Here is a 21,922-nt window from a genome sequence, read left to right on the forward strand (position 1 = left end):
AGCTATCAGCGGGCCAGCAGGTTTCGCGCCTGGCTGGCAATCTGCGCCAGCATGGCCGGAGCGACCGGCGTATGCGCCTGCGCGCGGCCGATCATGCTGCCGAACTGGCGGATGGCGGCGGCGTTGTCCTCTGCCCAGTCGGCGACGGCCCCGGCGGGATCGTCCTTCGCCCCCTTGCGCCGCGACAGCCGCTTCAGGAAATCGAAGCGCATCTGCTGGAAGTCCCTGGCGAGGCCGGAAACGAGCAGGCGTTCCCACACGTCCGACGGGTTCATGAGTGCGGCCACGCCCTGCGCCCAGTCGAGACCGAGACGGGCGCCAAGGTCGGTAAAGGCAGATGTCAGCGCGCGCGGATCGATGGCGAGGTCTTCCGACAGCTTGGCCAGCCCGATGGCGCCGTCAAGGTCGAAGAGGTGGGCGGCGGCATGGGCCGATACCTCAGGCGCACCGGCCTGTGCGAATTCGGCCCGCATCCGGGCGGAACGCTGGCGGTTTTCCGCGCCCAGAAGGTTGGCGGTCGCGCGGGTCAGTTCCGCGACCTCGTCCTGCAGAGTGTCGATGATGGCGGACGGGCTGCGCGTGCCGGGGCAGGCGCGCAGCAGGTCGGCCATGTGGATGCGCATGGCGGTGGCGACCCGGTCGAACAGCTGGAGCCGGATGGATTCGGGCATATCGCCCGTGTCCAGCGCGTCCCAGATCTCGTCCATGCCCAACAGCCGCTCCACCGCGACGAAGGCGATGGCCACTTCGGCCAGGCCCACGCCTTCTTCCTCCGCCAGTTCGAAGGTGTGGATGATGCCCATGCGGTTGACGATGCGATTGGCAAGGCCGGTGGCCGCGATTTCGCGCCGCAGGCGGTGTTCCTCGATCTGGGCAGAGAACTTGCGCCGCATCGCTTCCGGGAAATAGTCCAGCAACGGTTTTTCCATTGCGGGATCGTCGGGCAGGCCGCTTTCCTCGATGGCATCCTGCAGCACCAGTTTCGTGCTCGACAGCAGGACGGCCAGCTCCGGCCGGGTAAGGCCCGCGCCATCGCCCGAGCGGCGCACGAGGCTTTCCGTATCGGCCAGCCCTTCCGTCTGGCGATCGAGCGCGCCGCGTTCCTCCAGCGTTTCCATCAGGCGGACCAGCGAGCCGGTGGACTCGGCCCCGCCATGCGAGGCGATCGACAGGGCGAGCGCCTGGAGCCTGTTATCCTCCAGCACGATATCCGCGACGTCGTCGGTCATGGATTCCAGAAGCTCGATGCGCCGCTTCTCGGACAGCTTGCCGGAACGCCGGGCCGCTTCCAGCGCGATCTTTATGTTCACCTCGTTGTCGGAGCAATCGACGCCGGCCGAATTGTCGATGAAGTCGGTATTTATCCGGCCCCCGGCACCGCCCGCGCCGTCCAGCGCGAATTCGATGCGTCCGGCCTGGGTGATGCCCAGATTGGCGCCTTCGCCGATGACGCGGGCACGCACGTCCTCTCCATTGACGCGCAAGGCATCGTTGGCGGGATCGCCGACCTGGATGTTGTTCTCGCCCGATCCCTTCACATAGGTGCCGATCCCGCCGAACCACAGCAGGTCGGCCGGCGCTTTGAGGATGGCCGAAATCAGGGCCTCGGGCTCCATCTCGCCCGCTTCGACGCCCAGCGCCCGGCGCGCGGCCGCAGACAGCTTGATCGTCTTGGCCGTGCGCGGATAGACGCCGCCGCCCTTGGAAATCAGGTCGCGGTCGTAATCGTCCCAGCTGGACCGTGGCAGGTCGAACAACCGCTTGCGTTCCTTCCAGCTTTTCGCTGCATCGGGTTCGGGATCGATGAAGATGTGCCGGTGGTCGAAGGCGGCGACCAGGCGGATGGATTTCGACAGCAGCATCCCGTTGCCGAAGACATCGCCCGACATGTCGCCACAGCCCACCACGCTGACCGGTTCGGACTGCACGTCCACGCCCATTTCGCGGAAATGGCGCTGGACCGAAACCCATGCGCCGCGCGCAGTGATACCCATCGCCTTGTGATCGTATCCGTTGGAGCCACCGCTGGCGAAGGCATCGCCCAGCCAGAAGCCGCGTCCGATGGCGATCGCATTGGCGACGTCGGAAAAGCGCGCCGTGCCCTTGTCGGCGGCAACCACGAAATAGGGGTCCGCCCCGTCGCGGATATGCACGCCTTCGGGATGCACGACCTTGTCGCCTTCCAGATTGTCGGTGATCGACAGCAGCGTGCGGATGAACACCTCGTAGCTTGCCTGCCCTTCAGCGGCCCACCCTTCGCGGTCGGTTGCGGGATCGGGCAGTTGCTTGGGATAGAACCCGCCTTTCGCGCCGCTGGGCACGATGACCGCGTTCTTGACCCGCTGCGCCTTCATCAGACCCAGGATCTCGGTCCGGAAATCGTCGCGCCGGTCGGACCAGCGCAGGCCGCCGCGGGCGACCGGTCCGGCCCGCAGGTGGATGCCTTCGACCCGGCGGGAATAGACGAAGATTTCCCGCCAGGGCAGCGGCAGGGGCAGGCCGGGGACCTTGGCCGAATCCATCTTGAAGGCCAGCGCCTCGGGATCGGGGGCGAAGGCGTTGGTCCGCAGCATGGCCTCGATCACGCCGTGATAGAGCCGCAGAAGGCGGTCGTCATTGATGGCCGCAACTTTGGCGAGGCCGGACTTGATGGCGCTGCGTGCCTCCTTGATCGCCTTGTCGCGGTCGCCTTCGAAAGCGGGATCGTGTTTCGCCCGGAACAGCGCGATCAGTGCGGCCGTGACCTGCGGGGCACGGGCCAGCGCATCGACCACGGTGTAGATGGTGAAGCCCATCCCGGTCTGGCGCAGGTAGCGGTAGATCGCGCGCAGCCATTCGGCTTCCTGCGCGTTCATCCCGGCACCGACGACCAGCCGGTTGAAGGCGTCGTCCTCGCCCACATCGTTGAGCACGGCGGCAATCGCGCTCTCGATGGTGGCGGCGCGGTCCAGCACCGACCGGCTCTCGATCCCGGGCAGGGTTTCGAGCAGGAAGTCGTGCACCGTACCGAGGTCGCCATTCTCGACCGGGTTGGGGATTTCCTCCAGCACGCGGAAACCGAAATTCTCCAGCTCCGGCACGGCATCGGACAGCGGCAGGCTGCCGTGATGCTGGTAAACCTTCAGCCGCATCCGGTCCTGTGGGTCGCCGTCGAGGTGATAGAGCCGGGCGCTGCGCTGGGGGCCGCCTGCATCCTCCTCCTCGTGCGTGCCGAGCTGGCGCAGATTGTCGATGTCGAGCGCCGCCTCGCGCGCGCCGTAGCGGGCGCGGTAGGATGCGGAGAAACCGCTGCCGTAACGCATGGCCAGTGCCGCCGCGCGCTGCGGGGAGACGATGTCGGCCAGTTCCGTCTCGACCGCCTCGCTCCAGCCGCGCAGCATGGATTGCAGGCGTTCCTCGACCGCGGTCTCGTCGACCTGTCGGCGCTGCTGGCGGTTGTCGAGCACGAAGCGGAGCATGGCCAGCGTGCCGCCCTCGATCTCCAGGCTCCAGTCCAGCAGGCTGGCGCCGGTCATTTCCTCCAGCATCCCGGTGATCTGGTGGCGCACAGCGGTGGACATGGAATCGCGGGGCAGCCAGGCGAAGGCAAACACGTGGCGGGCCAGCGGCGCCTCGACCAGCGCGATTTTGGCCCGCGGGCGGTCGACCAGGCTGATCATGGTGGTGGTGATCCGGCGCAAATCCTCCGCTTCGAACCCGACCAGCAGGTCGTGAGGCAGGCGGGTCAGCGCATGGACCAGCGCCTTGCCCGCGTGGCCGAGGGGATCGAAGCCCAGCGTATCCATCAGCTCGGCAAGCTGGGAGCGCAGGCGGGGCACGGCGGCAGGCGGCGCAGCCAGCGCGGCGCTGGTCCATACGCCGGCATGGATCGACAGGGCCTCGACCCTGCCGCTCGCATCGCGGCGGGGGACGATGAACAGGTCGAGCGGGATGCGGCGATGGACGTTGGAGACCCGGTTGGCCTTGATGACCAGGGGTTCGCGCGCTTCATCGCCCTGCCGGTCGAACCAGTCGAAGGCGCGTTCGTAGGATTCTTCCGCCAGAATCTGCTTCGCACTGCGGCGGCAAATGCCCAGCAGGTCCGAATGGCTGCCATCGCGGTGGCGCGTGACATGGCCGAGCTGGGTCAGCATCCCGTCGTTCAGCCATTGCAGCAGGGCAGCGCCTTCCTCGTCGCTCGCCCGTTCGGCAATCGCGGCGGCGTCGGCCGACATTTCTTCCTGCAGGCGCGGCCAGTCGCGAACCGATGCGCGCACATCGCCCAGCGTGGTCAGCAGCGCTTCCTCGATCTCGCGGCGCTTCTTCGCATCGACCCGGTCGGTCTCGAGATAGATCATCGATTCGCGGCAGGCATCGCCGGGTTTCGCCGGCAGGGCGGTCATGCGCCCTTCGCTATCTCGTTCGACCGCGATGACCGGGTGAATCAGGTGGTCGATGACCAGCCCGTGCGCGGCGAGGGTCGCCGCCACCGAATCGACGAGGAAGGGCATGTCGGCATTGACGATCGCGATCCGCAGGAACCGGCGGTCGCCCGTTTCCGAAACCAGGGAGAGGCCGGTCTCGCCCGCTTTCCGCAGCGATGCGGCATCGAACAGGAACCGCGCGGCGGCCTGCAATTCGGTCCCGGTAAACGGTGTATCGCTGGGAAGGAGGGAGGCCTTGAGCCGCTTGGCAAGCTCCTTCTGCAAGGCGGCTGCCTGTTTGGAAGGTGCGGATTTTTCTGCGTTGTTCTTGGACCCCATGGGGTGGCCTGCTCCCTTGCGCGGGTTCCGGTGCGGTCCCGACGCATGGCCGGATAGAATGTTGCGTGATGGGCGGCAAGCTTTGCGAAACGTAGCGGAAGGTGGCGCGCTGCCAGTCGCCGCCTGCGGACGATGAAGTGAAGTTTTCGAGCACTGTGCGCCCGCAAACCGGCGCTGCTTTCTACAACAGGATCAGTGGCTGCGTATCTGGTTGTCCCAACGCTTCCCTCGGCGGATCACCGTCGGGCACGGCGCCGGGACACGCTGCCACCGGTCCCCAGTGCCGCGCGGCCCGGATGCACCCCCCCAAGGTCGCACAGGCTTGCACCTGCCGGCACGCGCCGGGGCTCGCCCGGTCTAGCCGATCGCTTCGGCGGTCAGGCGGACCGAGCGGGCCCTGGCCTCGGGATCGAAGGTCGCGCCCGACGCGACGATCTCGTCCGCGCCGGTGCGCTGCACGAAAGCGGCGATGGCGGAGGCGACCTGCGACGGGGTGCCGATGGCGGATGCCTGGTCGAGATTAGCCAGCATAGCCTTTGCGGGCGCGGGCAGCGTGTCGCGGTATCCCTCGACCGGCGGTTGCAGCTTGCCAGGATTGCCGGTTCTGAGGTTGACGAAGGCCTGTGCCTGGCTGGTCGCGATCAGGTGCGCCTCTGCCTCGTTTTCGGCACAGAAGATCGTCATCGCGGCCATCACATGGGGCTCGGGGCACTGCGCGCTCGGCTGGAAATCGCGGCGATAGACCTCCAGCGCGGCATCGAGATGGTCGGGCGCGAAATGGCTGGCAAAGGCATAGGGAAGGCCCAGCCGCGCGGCGAGCTGCGCGCCGAACAGGCTGGACCCCAGCATCCACATCTCGACATCGGCGCCGTAACCCGGCGTAGCCTTGACCGGCATTTCCGGTTCGCCCGTGAACAGGGCACGCAGTTCCGCCACGTCCTGCGGGAAATATTCCGACGCGGCGCGCAAATCCTTGCGAAGGGCCCGCTGCAATTCCGGTCCGGCGCCGGGCGCGCGGCCCAGGCCGAGATCGATCCGGCCGGGGAACAGCGCATCGAGCGTTCCGAACTGCTCGGCAATCTGGAACGGGGTATGGTTGGGCAGCATGATGCCGCCCGACCCGATACGGATGGCATTCGTCGCATTGCCGATATGCGCCAGCACGACGGAGGTCGCGCCGCCTGCAATGCCGGGCATGGCGTGATGTTCCGCCACCCAGAATCTGTGGCAGCCTGCCTCTTCGGCCGCGCGGGCGAGATCGGTCGTCGCCTGCATCGCTTCTGCCGGGCCCTGCCCTTCGCGGACGGGAACGAGATCGAGAACGGAAAGTCTGGTCATGCGGCATCCTCCACGATGGTGATAAGGCGGGCGATATCTTCCTCGCGGCTGAGCCTGTGGTCGCCGCCCTTGACCAGCGTCACCACGACGTCCCGGCTTTCGAGCGCATCTGCAAGACGCAGGCTTGTCTCCCACGGGACATCGGCATCGGCCTGCCCGTGCAGCAGGCGCACGGGGCAGGTGATGGGGATGGGCGATCCCAGCAGGAGGTTGTCCTGCCCGTCCGCGAAGAAGCCGGGGTGCATCGGCGTCGGTTCCGGGCCGTAGGGGTTGGGGTCGAAGACGGTCTCGCCGCGGCCGAGCGTTTCCTTGTCTTCTTCGCTGCGGCCCCAGTCCGTGAAATCGGGCGCGGATGCGATGCCGACCAGCCCTGCCAGCCGCTGGCCCAGCGCCATGCCGACCATCAGCATCAGCCAGCCGCCCATGGACGACCCCACCATCAGGACCGGGCCTGCAACATGGGCGTCGATCAGCGCGAGCACCTCGTCCCGCCAGCGGCCGAGCGTGCCGTCTGCGAAGTCGCCGCTGCTCTGGCCGCATCCGGAATAATCCATCAGCAGGCAGCCGCGTCCGGTGCTGGCGCAGTGGTCGAAAAGCGCAGTCGCCTTGCCGCCGGCCATGTCCGACATGTAGCCGGGGAGGAAGACCAGCGTCGGGCGCGCATTGTCCGGGGATGGCTCCGCCAGGCGGAAGGCGATGCGGCGCCCATCGGGCAGGTCGCGATATCGGATGTCGGTCATGGCGCATGCCATGTCGGGGCGGCCGGCATGCTTCGCAAGGCCAGCGGCGGCGGCTGCGTCAGAAGAACTCGAATTCCTCCACGTCCTCGTCCTGGTCGCACATGATCTTGAGCGCGGCGAATTCTGTCTGCGTCAGCACCGGGCGATACTCCGCATCCTCGCGGGCACTGTCGCGATATGCCTTCGCCCGCTCTCCGGGGGCGGGGTGGCTGGCGATCCAGCCGATCAAGCCCGGTTCGTCATTGTCTCCGGCATCGCCGGTTGTATTCTCGTTGGGGCCTTCTTCGTCCCCGCCGCCGCCCAGCCGTTCGAAGAAGGCAGCCGCACCAAGCGGCGAGATGTTGCTCTGCGTCATGCGGGCACGGGCATACTCGTCCGCTTCCCGCTCCGCCTCGCGCGAATAGCCGAGGCTGGCGACCCCGAACGCCGTGTTGCCGACCCCGGAATTGGAGCCCGCCAGCAGGATCGACAGGCCGAACTGCCGCAGGATAGAGGTCATGACATGGCGCTCGCGGACATGGCCGACCTCGTGTCCCAGCACGCCCGCCAGCTCTTCCGGCGTTTCGGCCTGCTGGACCAGCCCGTCGAACAGCAGCACCTGCCCGCCGGGCAGCGCGACTGCATTGACCATGCCCATGTTAGCGATGCCTGCCCGCACCTTATCGGTTTCGGGATCGACCGCGTCCAGCAGCTTTGCCAGCGCGGCATCGCCTTCCGGCGTGTGGCAGATCTTGCCCCCCAGATCGCCCACCATCGCATTGCCGATCTGCCGTTCCCAGGCGGGCGGGACCATCGGGCCCAGCCATTCGGGCGCGGTCATGAACAGGGCGACGCAGCCCGCGCTGGCCGCGGCAAAAGCGATCGCCGCCTTGCCCAGCCCTATCCGGTCGATCCACCGGCCATAGCGCGTCGGCGCGGGCAGGGCGGATGCGAGAGCCGGGGGCAGGTCGCGGGGAAGGCGCAGCCGGAAATCGGGCACACTTTCGCGCTTGTAGACGGTTTCCGCCTGCAGGCTCTCGCCATAGACCAGGTCGCCGGGGGGAACGGTTTCGGAATTGCCGGCCCGGTCCTGCAGGACCAGCGATCCTGTCTCGTCCAGCCACGCCGTACCGTCCCTCCGCACGGCGGACAGACCGTCATACCAGCTTACCGAGACCGCCTGTCCCTCCACCGCTTAGATGGCCCCCACGTCGAAGGCGTCGAGCAGGCCCTCGCCGTGGCCTGCCGTCGCGGTCTGCGACTGGGTCAGTTCGTCCAGCAGGATCTCGCCGCGTGCATCCATGTGCACGATGAAGAATTTCCAGTGCCGATAGGACAGGAAGATATACCCCACGCCCAGCGTCAGGGCGACCAGCGCCACGTCGCCCAGGATCAGCTTGAACCAGTCCATGGTGGACGCATTGAATTCGAACTGCACATCACCCCAGTGCGTGGCGCCCACCGCCTCGCGGTAGAACGCGGCATAGAACGCCACTGCGATCAGGCCCAGCGCCAGGTAGATGCCGAGAATACCGACGAATATCGCGATGATGAAACCGGGCGCCAGTTCGGGACTGTCGAACGCCTCGCTTCCCATGCCCATGAAGGCGGCGGCCATCGTTCCGCCCGCAATGATGAAGACGAACGGCATGAGGTAGAACAGCAGGAACCGCTTGAAGACCGGCACCGGGTCCGCATTGGCCTCGAAACCGTAGGGGCCGAAACTCATCTTGCTCCAGCGCTCGTTCCACAGGCTGGTCATCGACCAGGGGATCAGCAGGCCGAGCGGGAGATAGCCGAAGATCGTCTTCCACATGTAGGACAGGCCGAACCGGAAGCCGCGATCGTCGCTGCCGCCGCGAATGCCGCGCCAGCGAGTGCGCGAAAGCCGGTATCGCAGCGCCCGGAACCGGGCGACCCCGGCGAGGTAGAAGAACACCACGAAAGAGACGAGGGTGATGAGGGAGCCGAGCTGTTCCTGCCCGCGCAGGACCATCGCCTGTGCCAGCTGCGACAGCAGGAAGAACGGCGCGACCAGCAGGACCAGCACCAGCAGGAAACCGATGAACAGCTCCATCCCCGTGCCGTTCCATTCCAGCGTCTCGTCGACGAACCGGCTGCGCGACCAGAGATATTGCCGCTCGCGCGTGGTCGCCCAGAAACGGTAGATGCCCAGCGTGACGATCGTCAGCAACAGGTTGGTGAAGGCGATCGGGGCGAATTCCTGCCACGTGCCCTCGAACCGGAACGCGCTGGTGTCACCGCTCGCCGCGGGCGGCGCGTCCATGCCCGGCGCCCCCGCGCCGTTGTGGTCTGTCATGAAAGAAATTGCCCCCGATTTATCCCGATCCGGTCCCTTGGTGCAGCGACCGGGCGGGCTGCGTCAAGCGGGGGCGTGTTATTCGCCGGGCTCGAAGATCTCCTCGATCGCCAGCTCGAACACGCCTGCAATGGTGAAGGCAAGGGGCAGCGAGGGGTCGTAGCGCCCCGTTTCGATGGCATTGACGCTCTGCCGGCTGACGCCCAGCCGGTTGGCCAGTTCCTGCTGGCTCCAGCTGCGTTCGGCCCGCAGGACCTTTAGTCTGTTCTTCACCAGAGATTACCCCAGTCGCCCACGGTCACCCGGTTGAAAACGGCCCCGAGCCCCAGCCCCGCGAACCAGAAGAACGCCGCGCCGAAGCCGCCATTGCCGGCCGGCACCAGGTCGAAATTCTGCAGCCACTGCCAGATCGTGACGATGGTCAGGCAGAAACCCGTCGCAAACAGGCACTGGCGCACGAACAGCATCCGTATGTATTCGTCGGTCTCCTCCACCAGCAGGCGCATCACGGCCCAGAAGACGCCGATGATGGGAATCGCCGGAGCGATGGCGAGGGCAAAGGCGAGAGGGCCTTCGGGCTGGACCGCGTTGAATGCCGTCTTCGCGCCGAACAGCACCGCGAGGTACAGGGTCATGAGCACGGCGAGGCGGCGAACATAGCGTTTCGTCGCGGGGCTGGAGCAATCGGCCATGGTTCAGCAGCGTCCCTTTACGAACGGCAGGTTGCATTTCTTGCGTGCCGACAGGGAAACGGCAATGGCAGGCAGGGTCAGCATCAGCAAAGTCCCTGTGTCGGCATCGACCCCGCCCTGGCGTATCCCGAGCGCGACGAGGATCATTGCGAAGGCGCAGGCTATGGAGGCGAGATATCCGTTCATGGTCAAGTTCCCTTTCAACTATGGAAAGGGTATTTGACATCGAGTCGGCCGATTGTCAATCACCCTTTCCATAATGGAGCGAAGCCTTGCCATCGCGCGGGTCATATCGCAGTCATGCAATGCGCGCATGAAAGGCGCGAAGGAGAGACCACCATGGTGCCCAGCGAACCCCCGTCACGTCCGTCCCTGCCGTCCGCATCCGGCATCGATCGCCGGTCCCTGCTGAAAGGCGGCGCGGTGGGCGGTATCCTGTCGGCGGGGTTGCCGTCCGCGTCTTCGCTGGCCGCACAATCGGCGCGCGGTTTCACCCACGGCGTCGCAAGCGGGGAGCCGGGGCCCGACCGCGTGCTGCTGTGGACGCGCTATGTCGCACCACAGGACACGGCGCTGGCGGTCGAGGTCAGCAGGACACTGGATTTCTTCTCCCATACCCGGGGCGATACCGCGACCGCACGGCCCGAAAACGATTTCTGCGCGAAGGTCGTGATCGACGGGCTGGAGCCGGATACGTGGTATTACTACCGCTTCGTGGCGCCGGACGGCACCGTCAGCGAAAAAGGCCGCACGCGCACGCTGCCCGCCGGGCCGACGGCCCGCTTCCGCATGGCGGTGTTCTCGTGCTCCAATATCGGTTTCGGCTGGTTCAACGCCTATGCTCATGCGGCAGAGGCCAACGATTTCGACCTGCTGGTCCATACGGGCGACTATTTCTACGAATACGAAGCGGGGCGTTACCCCGACGATCCGATGTCCGGACGGCGGTTCGCTCCCGTGGGCGAAACCGTCGCGCTGGCCGATTACCGCCTGCGCCACGCCAGCTACCGCGTCGACCCCGACCTGCGCCGGATGACGCAGCTTTATCCGATGATCATGGGATGGGACGATCACGAAAGCGCAAACGACAGCTACGCCGACGGAGCGGAGAATCACCAGCCGGACACAGAGGGCGACTGGGCGGTTCGCAAGGCCGCTGCGATGCGCGCCTACCGCGAATGGCTGCCCGTGTCGGACAATCCGTATGAAGCCTACGACATTGGCGACCTTGCCACTCTGTTTCGGCTGGAAACCCGGCTGACGGCCCGGTCGCGGCCACCGTCCCTGCGCGAGATCATGGCTGGCGGCACTTCGCCCGACGACATGGTGGCGCGCCTGTCGGCGTTCCGCGACGGCGCCTATCGCGATCCCGCCCGCACGATGCTGGGCACGGGGCAGGAGGAATGGCTGGCAAGCAGCCTCGCGCGGTCGGCGCGTTCGGGCAAGACGTGGCAAGTGCTGGCCCAGCAGGTCGTCATGGGTAGCCTGTCGACGCCGCCGGCACTCGCGGGCGGTGTAACGGAAGACATGCCCGACTTCATTCGCCAGCGCGTAATGGCAGCGGCACTGGCCAGCCGGGCGGGCCTGCCGATGAATATGGATGCGTGGGACGGTTATCCGGCGGCGCGCGAACGGCTGCTTTCATCGGCGCTAGAGGCGGGTGCCAACCTGCTGGTCCTGGCAGGCGACAGCCACAATGCCTGGGCCTTCGAGCTGGATCATGGCGGAGAGCGTGCAGGCGTGGAGTTCGCCGGCCAGTCCGTCACCTCGCCCGGCTTCGAAGGGTATCTGGCGAATGTCCCGCCGCAGGTGCTGGAAGGCGCGGTGACGGCGCATAACGCGCAGCTGAAATGGGCCGACACTTCGCGGCGCGGCTACATGGCGATCGAACTGACGCCGCAGCGCGCCGTGGCGGAATACCGGTTCCTCGGCAGCATCAGGCAGAAATCGACGGCGCTGGCGGCGACGAAGCGCCTCCAGACCCGTCCCGGCGAACACCTGCTGGAAGACGCTTGACCGAAACGCCGCCGACGCGCGTCACGCTGGTCCTGCCCGCCCGGAACGGGGAGCGTTATTTGCAGGAGGCGCTGGATTCGATCCTCGGCCAGACGTTCCCCGATTTCGAACTGGTCTGCATCGATGACGCGTCGAGCGATGCCACCGCGTCGCTGCTGGCGCAGGTCGCCGCTGGCGATGCCCGCATCCGGATATGCACGAACCGGGCAAGGCGCGGCCTTCCTGCCAGCCTCAATCGCGGTTTCGCCGATGCACGCGGCGCGCTCCACGGCTGGGCCAGTCACGACAACCGCCTGCATTCCGCAGTGATCAAGACCCTCGTCCGGGCACTCGGCGATCATCCGGGCTGCTCCGTCGCCTATGCCGCCTACCGCGAGATCGACGCGGATGGCGTTGTCACCGGCCATCACGCGGCGCGCCCGCCGGGCGATCTCCTGCAGGCGAATATCCTTGGCCCCGCATTCCTGGCACGGGCCGGGGTATGGCAGGCGCTGGGCGGATATGACGAGGCGCTGGAGGGGGTCGAGGATTACGATTTCTGGCTGCGGGCGCGGCACCGGTTCCGCTTCTGCCCGGTCCGGGAAAGCCTGCTGGATTATAACCTGCACCCCGGCAGCATGACCGCGCGCCATTCCACGACCATCGCAGCAGCGCATGACCGCCTGCTGGAACGGGAAATCCCGAAGGAGCCGGACCGGCGAACGCGCGCAATGGCCTGGCTTGCGCTGATGGAACTGCGGCGAGACCCGGCACGCCTGCGCTACGCGGCGCGCGCGGTGGCCGCGCATCCCGGTATGGCGTTGTCCAGGTCCCGCGCCGTCATGCGCTGGATGCGGGCCGCCCTTGCAGCAAGGAGCGGACAGGCTTATTGAACGCGCATGGCCAATCGCTTGACCACATCGACTACCGCGACCCCGGCATTCCGGGGTCTGTTCGAGGTGTGGGCGCGCTCGTATTGAGCAGGCTGCCCGCGCTCGGTTTCGGGCGATGCGGCGTTTTCCCGAAATCGTAGAAATTGCACGCCACGCTTTATGGCCGCGCGGGTCTCTGGCATGGGCGCGGCAAATGACGGACGGAACACGATGACACAGCTTTTGAAAATCAGCCTGCCCGACGGTTCGGTGCGCGAGATGGAGCCGGGCAGCACGCCCGCCGACGTTGCTACGGCAATCGGACCGGGCCTGGCCAAGGCTGCCCTTGCCGCCCGGGTCGATGGCGAGATCCGCGATCTCAACCGGGCCTTCGACGGCGATGCAGAGCTGGCGCTGATCACCGCGAAGGACGAGGAAGAGGCGCTGGAACTGGCGCGGCACGACTTCGCGCACGTCCTGGCGGAGGCCGTCCAGTCGCTGTTCCCCGGCACGCAGATCACCTTCGGTCCCGCGACGGATGACGGGTTCTATTACGATGTGAAGGCGCCGGACACGCGCGATCCGTTCAGTATGGACGACCTTCCGGCGATCGAGGAGGAAATGCGCCGCATCATAAAGGCGGACAAGCCGCTGATCCGCGAGGTGTGGTCCCGCCAGCAACTGATCGACAAGTGGGAAGCGGAAGGCGAAACCTTCAAGGCGGAATGGGCCAAGGAACTGCCCGAGGACGAGGAACTGACCGTCTATCATTCCGGCCCTGCGGACAGCGAGGACACCTGGCTCGACATGTGCCGCGGCCCGCATCTGCCCAGCACGGGCAGGCTCGATCCGCAGGCGTTCAAGCTGATGCGGGTTGCAGGCGCGTATTGGCGCGGCGACCAGAACAATGCGCAGCTGACGCGCATCTACGGCACGGGCTGGCTTAACAAGAAGCAATTGAATGCTCACCTCACGCGGCTGGAGGAAGCCGCCAGGCGCGACCACCGCAAGCTGGGCCGCGAAATGGACCTGTTCCACCTTCAGGAAGAGGCCCACGGCAGCGTGTTCTGGCATCCCAAGGGCTATCGCATCTGGCGCGAGCTGGAAGCCTATATGCGCCGCAAGATGGACGCCGCCGATTACCGCGAGATCAAGACGCCGCAGCTGATGGATGTGCGCCAGTGGGAGCAATCCGGCCACTGGGGTAAATATGCGGAGAACATGTTCGCCGTCCCCGACATCGTGCCGGAAGTGGACGGCCTGGCCGACGACAATGGCGGGGAAGGCGCCTCGCCCAAAGTGGCCGAGGATGCCGACTGGATGGCGATCAAGCCGATGAACTGCCCGGCCCACGTGCTGGTGTTCAAGCAGGGTATCACGTCCTACCGCGACCTGCCGATCCGGCTGGGCGAGATGGGCTGCTGCCACCGCAACGAACCGCATGGCGCGCTTCACGGCCTGATGCGCGTGCGCCAGTTCACGCAGGACGATGCGCATATCTTCTGCACGGAAGACCAGGTGGTGGAGGAGGTGCGCAAGTTCTGCGCGCTGGCCGACAGCGTCTATCGCGATTTCGGCTTCAGCTATCACGTGAAGCTGGCCCTGCGCCCTGAAAAGCGGTTCGGCAGCGAAGCCGACTGGGACAAGGCGGAGCAAGAACTGCGCGACGCCGTGGCAGAAGCCGGCATGGACAATGACGAATACGGCTGGGAAGAACTGCCGGGCGAAGGCGCGTTCTATGCGCCCAAGCTGGAATGGCACCTGACCGATGCGATCGGCCGCACGTGGCAGGTCGGCACGATCCAAGGCGACCGCGTCCTGCCCGACCGCCTCGATGCGACCTATATCGGCGAAGATGGCGAGAAGCACCGCCCGGTCATGCTGCACCGCGCGATCTTCGGCAGCTACGAACGCTTCATCGGCATCCTGATCGAACATTTCGCCGGCCGCCTGCCATCATGGCTGGCCCCGGTGCAGAGCGTGGTGGCGACGATCACCTCCGACGCCGATGGCTATGCAGTCGAGGTGGCGGAAAGGCTGAAAGCTGCGGGCATCCGGGTCGAGAGCGACATCCGCAACGAGAAGATCAACTACAAGGTCCGCGAACACAGCCTCGCCAAGGTTCCGCACCTGCTTGTCGTCGGCAAGCGCGAGGCAGAGGAAGGCACGGTCGCCGTGCGCACGCTGGGCGAGAAGGAACAGCGCGTGATGAGCCTGGACGAGGCGATCGCCATGCTCCGCGCCGAGGCGACGCCGCCCGATCTGCGCGACTGAGCCGTTGGAACTGCTGGCAGGCTATACCGCGCTGCAGGTTGCGGCGGCGCTTGCGACAGCGTTCGTCGCGGCCTTCGTGCGCGGGCTGGCCGGGTTCGGGCTGGCGATCCTGCTGGTGCCGGTGTTGGCGCTGGCCCTGACGCCGGTCGAGGCGGTGCTGGCGACCAATTTCGTCGCTTTGTTCATCGGCCTGTCGGAAATCCGGAAAATCCTGCGCGATGCGGAAAAAAGCGCGCTGGTCATCAGCGGCATCGTGGTGCTGACAACCGCCCCGGGGCTGGTCCTGCTGGCCGCGACGCCGCCCGATCTCGCCCGTTTCCTGATCGCGCTGGTGGCCCTCTCGGCCTTCTTCGCCATCCTGCTGCCGACCCGCGCGGCTGACGTGCCCGGCCCGCTGGTGACAGGCGCGGTCGGCGTGACGAGCGGGTTGCTGACCGGTTTTGCCGGGATGCCGGGGCCGCCCGTCGTGCCCTATTACGTGGGGCGGCACATTCCGCGCCATATCGCCAAGGCATCCATGCTGCTGATCTTCACCATCGCCGCACTCGCCGGGCTGGGTGCAGGGCTTGCGATCGGTGTGCTGCAATGGCGGCTGGCGATCCTGGCGCTGCTGCTGTTCCCGGCGGTCCTGGTCGGCAACTGGCTGGGCGCAAAGGCGTTCGGCAAGGTCAGCGACCCGGTCTGGCGCAGCTTCGTCGCGTTCGCCCTGTTCGCCGCCGCTGCTGCGGCCCTGGTCAAACTGTTGGGATAGGCAGGCAGACTGCGCTGCCGACAGGACCTCAGATGGTGCCTGCCAGGATCAGCGCACAGGCACAGCCATAGACTATGGCCATGCGCGCCGCCTCGTGCAGGGCAGGCGCGACAGGTCGCGCTTTCAGGATGAGTGCCTTTACCATGGCGGCAATTGTGACCGCCGGAAGCTAACAGGCTCTTAATCCGCCCCTGCGGACAGGGTCGGCATCTGCTGGCTGGCGCAATGGAATCCGCCGCCGCCTGCCAGGACCGCGTCGGCAGGCAGGCCGATCGTCCGGCGGTCCGGGAAAAGCGCCGCGATGGCCGCAATCCCGCCTTCGTCATGTGCCGAGCCGAATGTCGGAACCACCACGAGATGCGTGGTTATCGCGAAATTGGCGTAGCTTGCCGGCTCGATCCGTCCGTCGCGCTCGATCCTGCCGGGCGAGGGAATGCGAGCGAGCTCCAGCCCTGCCGCTTCGAGCCGGGCGGCGGCATCGTCGTAGATGGCAGCATTGGGATCGCCGGGTCCGGTCGCTTGCGGCAGGACGACGCGGCCCGGGCCGACGAAGCGCGCAAGATTGTCGACATGGCCGTCCGTATGGTCGTTCACCAGCCCCTCGCCCAGCCAGACCACGCGGCCGAAACCGAGATCGCGGGCGAGCCTTGTCTCGATGTCGCTGCGCGACAGGTCGGGATTGCGATTGGGATTGAGCAGGCATTGTTCGGTCGTGAGCACGGTGCCCGATCCGTCCGTATCGATGGCACCTCCTTCCAGGACCCAGTCGCCCATCACCACCGGCAATCCGGCATCGCGGGCGAGCTCCGCACCGATCGTCGGGTCGCCCGCCATCAGGTATTTCCCGCCCCATCCGTTGAAGCGGCAACGCAGGGCAGAACCGTCCGTGCGGACGAGTGGGCCGGTATCGCGCAGCCAGATGTCGCCATAGGCGCGGCTTTCCAGCACGACCTTGTCCGATACAAATGCGCGGGCCCGTTGCAGGTTGGCGTCGTCCCGGACCAGCAGGCGAACCTCCTGCCCGCTATCCGCGACGGCGTTGGCGAAGGCGGCAATCTGTTCCTGCGCGCGCGGCAGGATGCAGGGCCATTCCTCACCGTCGTGGGGAAAGCCGATCCACAGCCAGTCCTGCGGCGCCCATTCGGGCGGCATGGTCACGGCACGTCCTGCCGACATGGTCCGCCTTCCCCTTCTGCCGGTCAACAGCCAGCCTCGCTCCGCTCGCAATCAGCGTCGCGGGTGGCGCGGAATTCGTCGCCATCGTTCCAGTTCGGCCAGCTGGTGCTCATGCCCATCATGCGGCCGAGGCGGTAGAACAGGTTCAGGTCGCCCATCACGCCGGACCAGTCCCAGTCCTCGTTGAACTCGTCCTTCGGCCCGTGATAGCGGTTCTCGGTATAGTCCTTCGCCACGGCAGCGCCCGCCTCGCGCCCGCCTTCGACGAGATCTTCCCCGCCATCGATATAAAGCATCGGTACCCCGCGCTTGGCGAAGGCGAAGTGGTCGGACCGGTAGTAGTAGCCGGCCTCCGGCTTGGGGTTGGGGGTGGCGACACGGCCATCGGCCTCGAGCGCCGCTTCGAGGAAGGCGTCGAGCTGCGACTTGCCCGGGCCGACCACGGTCACGTCCTTCGCCGGACCTGCGACCTGGAATGCGTCCATGTTGATCCCGCCGACCGTCTGGGCGAGCGGGAATACGGGGTTGGCCGCGTAATAGTCCGCGCCCAGCAGCCCCTGTTCCTCTGCCGTCACGGCCAGGAAGACCAGGCTGCGTGCTGTCGCGCCCGCTTTCGCCTGCGCCTCCGCCAGGGCAACGAGCGCCGCCGTGCCGGTCGCATTGTCGACCGCGCCGTTGCAGATTTCGTCGCCATCGGGTGCAGGCGTGCAGCGGCCAAGGTGATCCCAGTGCGCGGTATGGATCACGTATTCATCCGGTCGTTCCGTGCCCGGCAGGATGCCGATCACGTTCTGCGAAGAATAGGTGCGGATGTCGTTGCGAAACGAGGTGGAGGCCGACAGGCCGAGCGGTACGGGCGAGAAGTCCGGCTTCTTCGCCGCTTCCACCAGCGCGTCGAAGTCCTGCCCGGCAGCCTCGACGATGCGGCGGGCGACATCCTTCTGCACCCAGCCGTTCATGTCGGTCATTTGCGGCGCATTCGGCCCACGCTGGGCATAGGCCTGCGGGCCGGACCAGCTGCTTTCCACGACATTCCAGCCATAGGAAGCAGGCTCCGTGTCGTGCACGATCAGGGCGGCGGCGGCACCCTTGCGGCCGGCTTCCTCGTATTTGTAGGTCCAGCGGCCGTAATAGGTCATCGCCTTGCCACCGAACGTGCCTTCCAGGCTGTCGCTGCCGAAATCGGGATCGTTGACAAGGATGAGGGCGGTCTTGCCCGTCATGTCGACGCCTTCGTAATCGTTCCAGTCGCGCTCCGCCGCATCGATGCCGTAGCCGACGAAGACGATCTCGCTGTCTTCAAGGTTCGTCTCGACGTTCTCCTTGTAGGACACGCCGACCCAGTCGGTCGAAAATTGCAGCGTCATGTCGCCCGCCGCATCGCCATCGGGATCGGTGATGGTGAGGGGGTCGAAGTCCTTGCCCGTGATCTCGACCAGCGGGACGTCCTGCACCCATTCGCCGTTATTGCCCGGCTCGAGGCCGGCCTTCTCGAATTCCTCGATCAGCAGGGCGACCGTTTTCTCACCCCCCGGCGTGCCCGGCATCCGGCCTTCGAATTCGTCGGACGACAGCTCGCGCGTGACGTTGACCATCGTTTCCTGCGAGATTTCGCCATCGGCAATTTCCGGGATGTCCAGCGCATCGCTGACCGTCGACATGTCGTCCGGCAACTGATCGCAGCCTGCAAGGGCAAAGGCCGCGGCGGCGGCAAGGCAAAGGCTTTTCATATCAAGGTATCCCGTCTCTCGAAGGCGTTCCAATGCCGCCGCTTTTCGCAAAGGCAATCCCTTTGGGCAAGCGTTCCGGCACATCGCGGCATTGCAAGGCGCGCGGTGCGAAGGCAGGGCAGGGCCATGGCCGACTGGGATGCAGCACTGGACCGGGCGCGGGCCCACGCCCCCTTCCTCTCGCGGGCGCTGGGCAGGCGGCCGGATCTTGCCGAGATGCTGGCCGCTGGCGAAGGCGCTGGCGCGCTGGCCCGGGCAAGGCAAAGCGGGGAAGGGCAGGAGACAGGCGCCGCCCTGCGCCGCGAAAGGCTGGGCCTGGCGCTGGTGCTGGCCATCGGGGACCTTGCCGGGGCTTTCGACCTCGAAACCGTGACAGGCGAACTGTCCGCCTTTGCCGACGACGCCTTGTCGCGCGCGATCGTTGCGGCGATCAAGCGCCGGGTGGACGATGCGGAGGACCCGGGCAGGGCAGGCTTTTATGCGCTGGCGCTTGGCAAGCACGGCGCGCGCGAGCTGAACTACAGCTCCGACATCGACCCGATCCTGCTTTACCGCCCCGAAACCCTCCCCCGCCGCCGCCGCGACGAGCCGGGGGAAGCGGCGCAGCGTTACGCGCGCGAGATCGTGCAATTGCTGTCGGCCAATACGGCGGAGGGATACGTGTTTCGCGTCGATTTGCGCCTGAGGCCCGCATCCGAGGTCAGTCCGCTCGCCATTCCGGAAAATGCCGCACTCACCCATTACGAAAGCAGCGCCCTGCCGTGGGAGAGGGCCGCCTTCCTGCGCGCACGTGCGGCATCGGGCGAGATTGCGGCGGGCGAGGCGTTCCTGGCCGCGATCGACCCCTTCATCTGGCGCCGCAGCCTCGATTTCGGGGCCATCGCGGAGATCGGCGCGCTCACCCGCCGCATCCGGGCCAAGCACGACGGCCCGCGCGATCCGGGGCCGGGCTACAATCTGAAGCAGGGCCGCGGCGGCATCCGGGAAATCGAGTTCTTCGTCCAGACGCACCAGCTGATCCATGGCGGCCGCAGGCCGGCATTGCGCGTGCGCGGATTGTTCGACGCGCTGGATGCGCTGGTGGCGGAGGAGCTCGTCCCGGCAGACGACGCACATGCGCTTGCAGAGGCCTATCGCAAGCTCCGCACGGTGGAGCATCGCCTGCAGATGGTCGAGGACCGCCAGACCCACTCCCTGCCGCACGGAGAGGCGCTGGCAGGCATTGCGAAGCTCGACGGGCTGGATGGTCCGGACGCGCTGGTTTCGGACCTGACAGCCCATACCGCGCGGGTCGGCGCCCTGTTCGACACGCTTCTCGACCGGGTCGGGGGCGGCGCGGAAGAGGCCCCGCTGCCCGGCGCTAGAGACGCGGTCCGGCAGGTCGAGACGCTGGAGCCTGCAGAGCGGAAACGCATGGAGGACCGGGTCGAAGGCTGGCTCGACGGGCGGTACCGCACCTTGCGAAGCAGTGCTGCGGAAGAGGCATTCCGGTCCCTGTTGCCGTCATTCCTCGAAGCCATCGCCGCGACGCCCGAACCGGACGAGGCCCTGCTGCGGTGGGAGAAACTGCTCGCCACCCTGCCCAGCGCCATCAACCTGTTCCGCCTGCTGGAGGCGCGGCCCGGCCTGCTGGAACAGATGCTGCGCATCCTGTCGCTGGCCCCGCCCCTGGCGGACCGGCTGGCGCGCTCTTCCTCGCTGCTCGATGCGCTGATCGATCGCACCGCGTTCGACCTGCCGGGTGATGCCGCGTCGGTGGAAGCGGCCATGACGTCGCCTGCCGGGACCGATTACGAGCGGGCGCTGGACAGGCTGCAGACCGTCACGTCCGAACAGCGGTTTGCCATGGGCGTCCAGCTGATCGAGTCCGCGCATGATCCGCTGGAGATCGCTGCCGGCCTGTCCCGCGTGGCCGAAGCTGCCGTGCGCCGCGCAGTTGCGATGGCGAGCGAGGAATTCGCCATTCGCCACGGGCGCATTCCCGACAGTGAACTGGTGGTGCTTGGCCTTGGCCGGCTTGGCGGCTGCGCGCTGACCCATGCCTCCGACCTCGACCTGGTGTTCCTGTTCACCGGCGATTTCCAGGTCGAAAGCGACGGGGAAAAACCGCTGGGCGCAACGCTCTATTACAACCGGCTGGCCCAGCGGGTCGCCGCCGCGCTCGGCGTGCCCACGGCAACGGGCGCTCTTTACGAGGTGGACACACGGCTGAGGCCTCAGGGCGTGCAGGGGCCGCTCGCCGTCAGCCTCGACAGCTTCTCCCGGTACCAGCAAAAAGACGCGTGGACGTGGGAGCACATGGCCCTGACCCGGGCGCGGGTCGTTGCCGGGTCGCCAGCCGCGCGCGAGGCCGTGGAAGCGGAACTCGCCGCTGCGCTCACCATGCCGCGGGATCCTGCCGAGCTACGCGATGCCGTGCTGAAGATGCGGGCGGACATGGCTGCGGCCAAGCCTGCGCGCGGTCCTCTCGATGCGAAGCTGCTGCGCGGGGGGCTGGTCGACCTCGAATTCCTGATCCACCACCAGCAATTGCGCCACGGCGCCGGTCTTTCGCCGCAATTATGGACGGCGATCAGGGAATTGACGCAAGCGGGCCTGCTGCCCGAAGGCCTGATGGAGGCGCACGATATTCTTGGCCGGGCCATCGTCGCCATGCGGCTGCTCGCGCCCGACGCAGCCATGCCCGACGATGCGCGGGCCGAGGCGCTGGCCGGCGCATGCAATGTCGCCAGCCCGTCGGACCTCTTGCAATCGCTGGACCGGGCACGCCATTGCGTCGCCGAGGGCTGGTCCCGATTCCTCGGCACGACACTGGAGATAGACTGATGGCAGACGCTGGCGACAAGATTCCCGACATCGCGATGGAAACGCCGGAGGGCGGCACTATCCGCCCCTCGCAATATGAAGGGGAGAAGCTGGTCCTGTTCTTCTATCCGCGCGACAATACGCCAGGCTGCACGACCGAGGCGAAGGATTTTTCCGCCCTGAAGGACGAATTCCTGAAAGCGGGTACGGCGCTGCTGGGGGTGAGCAAGGATTCAGCGAAGAAACACCAGAATTTCATCGCCAGGCACGACCTGACGGTGAACCTCGCCACGGACGCTGAGGAAGACGGCCTTTCCGATGCGCTCGGAATCTGGTGCGAGAAGAAGATGTACGGGAAAACCTTCATGGGCATGGTGCGCACCACAGTGCTGGTCGACCGCCACGGGACGATCGCGAAGATCTGGCCCAAGGTGAAGGTGAAGGACCACGCATCCGAAGTGCTGGCCGCCGCGCAGGCGCTCTGAGCCCGCGAACTGGCACGCCTCAA

16 protein-coding genes are annotated in these 21,922 nt (G+C 66.6%); 6 read left to right on the forward strand and 10 right to left on the reverse strand.

The genetic code is table 11. The features are described from left to right. Window positions 1-5 precede the first annotated feature (5 nt). From PF049_02955 to PF049_02990, 8 genes are all read right to left on the reverse strand, one after another. Window positions 6-4,742 (reverse strand): NAD-glutamate dehydrogenase, encoded by a 4,737-nt coding sequence (locus PF049_02955; protein WBY17136.1) that lies wholly within the window; start codon window positions 4,740-4,742, stop codon window positions 6-8. Window positions 4,743-5,099: 357 nt separating this feature from the next. Beyond that, the gene (locus PF049_02960; GenBank protein ID WBY17137.1) at window positions 5,100-6,080 is read right to left on the reverse strand and encodes an LLM class flavin-dependent oxidoreductase; all 981 of its coding nucleotides are present in this window, start codon (window positions 6,078-6,080) and stop codon (window positions 5,100-5,102) included. Further along, window positions 6,077-6,820: an alpha/beta hydrolase gene (locus tag PF049_02965; GenBank protein ID WBY17138.1), complete on the reverse strand. Its 744-nt coding sequence runs from the start codon at window positions 6,818-6,820 to the stop codon at window positions 6,077-6,079. Before PF049_02965 ends, PF049_02960 begins: the two co-directional genes overlap by 4 nt. Before the next feature lie 58 nt (window positions 6,821-6,878). After that, window positions 6,879-7,991 (reverse strand): M48 family metallopeptidase, encoded by a 1,113-nt coding sequence (locus tag PF049_02970; protein WBY17139.1) that lies wholly within the window; start codon window positions 7,989-7,991, stop codon window positions 6,879-6,881. Between the two features lie 3 nt (window positions 7,992-7,994). Beyond that, a complete protein-coding gene (locus tag PF049_02975; GenBank protein ID WBY17970.1) occupies window positions 7,995-9,086 on the reverse strand; it encodes a YjgN family protein in 1,092 nt (363 codons plus the stop codon). 111 nt (window positions 9,087-9,197) lie between these two features. Beyond that, complete coding sequence (locus PF049_02980; protein ID WBY17140.1) at window positions 9,198-9,392, reverse strand: helix-turn-helix transcriptional regulator; 195 nt, start codon at window positions 9,390-9,392, stop codon at window positions 9,198-9,200. Further along, a complete protein-coding gene (locus PF049_02985; GenBank protein ID WBY17141.1) occupies window positions 9,389-9,811 on the reverse strand; it encodes a hypothetical protein in 423 nt (140 codons plus the stop codon). Before PF049_02985 ends, PF049_02980 begins: the two co-directional genes overlap by 4 nt. A gap of 3 nt (window positions 9,812-9,814) precedes the next feature. Further along, window positions 9,815-9,997, reverse strand: a complete 183-nt coding sequence (locus PF049_02990; protein ID WBY17142.1) for a hypothetical protein — start codon at window positions 9,995-9,997, stop codon at window positions 9,815-9,817. Between the two features lie 153 nt (window positions 9,998-10,150). Between PF049_02990 and PF049_02995 the strand changes: the two genes are divergently transcribed. From PF049_02995 to PF049_03010, 4 genes are all read left to right on the forward strand, one after another. Continuing rightward, window positions 10,151-11,827: an alkaline phosphatase D family protein gene (locus tag PF049_02995; protein ID WBY17143.1), complete on the forward strand. Its 1,677-nt coding sequence runs from the start codon at window positions 10,151-10,153 to the stop codon at window positions 11,825-11,827. After that, window positions 11,824-12,699: a glycosyltransferase gene (locus PF049_03000; protein WBY17144.1), complete on the forward strand. Its 876-nt coding sequence runs from the start codon at window positions 11,824-11,826 to the stop codon at window positions 12,697-12,699. The genes PF049_02995 and PF049_03000 overlap by 4 nt, the downstream gene beginning before the upstream one ends. A 210-nt stretch (window positions 12,700-12,909) precedes the next feature. Beyond that, window positions 12,910-14,952 carry a threonine--tRNA ligase gene (gene thrS / locus PF049_03005; GenBank protein ID WBY17145.1) on the forward strand — a complete coding sequence of 681 codons (2,043 nt, stop codon included), beginning with the start codon at window positions 12,910-12,912 and terminating at the stop codon, window positions 14,950-14,952. A 4-nt stretch (window positions 14,953-14,956) separates the two neighbouring features. Continuing rightward, the gene (locus PF049_03010) at window positions 14,957-15,703 is read left to right on the forward strand and encodes a sulfite exporter TauE/SafE family protein (protein ID WBY17146.1); all 747 of its coding nucleotides are present in this window, start codon (window positions 14,957-14,959) and stop codon (window positions 15,701-15,703) included. 180 nt (window positions 15,704-15,883) lie between these two features. Here PF049_03010 and PF049_03015 read toward each other — a convergent pair whose 3' ends face one another. Continuing rightward, entirely contained in the window at window positions 15,884-16,879 is a 996-nt protein-coding gene (locus PF049_03015) for an agmatine deiminase family protein (GenBank protein WBY17147.1), read from the reverse strand. Between the two features lie 23 nt (window positions 16,880-16,902). Further along, window positions 16,903-18,609 (reverse strand): M28 family metallopeptidase, encoded by a 1,707-nt coding sequence (locus PF049_03020; protein WBY17148.1) that lies wholly within the window; start codon window positions 18,607-18,609, stop codon window positions 16,903-16,905. A gap of 126 nt (window positions 18,610-18,735) precedes the next feature. Here PF049_03020 and glnE point away from each other — a divergent pair, with 126 nt between their 5' ends. Together glnE and PF049_03030 are read left to right on the forward strand one after the other, a co-directional pair. Next, window positions 18,736-21,435, forward strand: coding sequence for a bifunctional [glutamate--ammonia ligase]-adenylyl-L-tyrosine phosphorylase/[glutamate--ammonia-ligase] adenylyltransferase (glnE, locus tag PF049_03025; protein ID WBY17149.1), 2,700 nt, complete (start codon window positions 18,736-18,738; stop codon window positions 21,433-21,435). Continuing rightward, window positions 21,435-21,899: a peroxiredoxin gene (locus PF049_03030; protein ID WBY17150.1), complete on the forward strand. Its 465-nt coding sequence runs from the start codon at window positions 21,435-21,437 to the stop codon at window positions 21,897-21,899. Before glnE ends, PF049_03030 begins: the two co-directional genes overlap by 1 nt. Window positions 21,900-21,922 lie beyond the last annotated feature (23 nt).

The sequence above is a fragment of the Erythrobacteraceae bacterium WH01K genome, assembly GCA_027941995.1.
GTDB lineage: Bacteria > Pseudomonadota > Alphaproteobacteria > Sphingomonadales > Sphingomonadaceae > CAJXSN01.

Bases quoted from the DNA above. Each gene is read 5' to 3' on its own strand.
- PF049_02955 (WBY17136.1), bottom strand. From the start codon at position 4,742: ATGGGGTCCAAGAACAACGCAGAAAAATCCGCACCTTCCAAACAGGCA.
- PF049_02960 (WBY17137.1), bottom strand. From the start codon at position 6,080: ATGACCAGACTTTCCGTTCTCGATCTCGTTCCCGTCCGCGAAGGGCAG.
- PF049_02965 (WBY17138.1), bottom strand. From the start codon at position 6,820: ATGACCGACATCCGATATCGCGACCTGCCCGATGGGCGCCGCATCGCC.
- PF049_02975 (WBY17970.1), bottom strand. From the start codon at position 9,086: ATGGACGCGCCGCCCGCGGCGAGCGGTGACACCAGCGCGTTCCGGTTC.
- PF049_02985 (WBY17141.1), bottom strand. From the start codon at position 9,811: ATGGCCGATTGCTCCAGCCCCGCGACGAAACGCTATGTTCGCCGCCTC.
- PF049_02990 (WBY17142.1), bottom strand. From the start codon at position 9,997: ATGAACGGATATCTCGCCTCCATAGCCTGCGCCTTCGCAATGATCCTC.
- PF049_02995 (WBY17143.1), top strand. From the start codon at position 10,151: ATGGTGCCCAGCGAACCCCCGTCACGTCCGTCCCTGCCGTCCGCATCC.
- thrS (WBY17145.1), top strand. From the start codon at position 12,910: ATGACACAGCTTTTGAAAATCAGCCTGCCCGACGGTTCGGTGCGCGAG.
- PF049_03015 (WBY17147.1), bottom strand. From the start codon at position 16,879: ATGTCGGCAGGACGTGCCGTGACCATGCCGCCCGAATGGGCGCCGCAG.
- PF049_03020 (WBY17148.1), bottom strand. From the start codon at position 18,609: ATGAAAAGCCTTTGCCTTGCCGCCGCCGCGGCCTTTGCCCTTGCAGGC.
- glnE (WBY17149.1), top strand. From the start codon at position 18,736: ATGGCCGACTGGGATGCAGCACTGGACCGGGCGCGGGCCCACGCCCCC.
- PF049_03030 (WBY17150.1), top strand. From the start codon at position 21,435: ATGGCAGACGCTGGCGACAAGATTCCCGACATCGCGATGGAAACGCCG.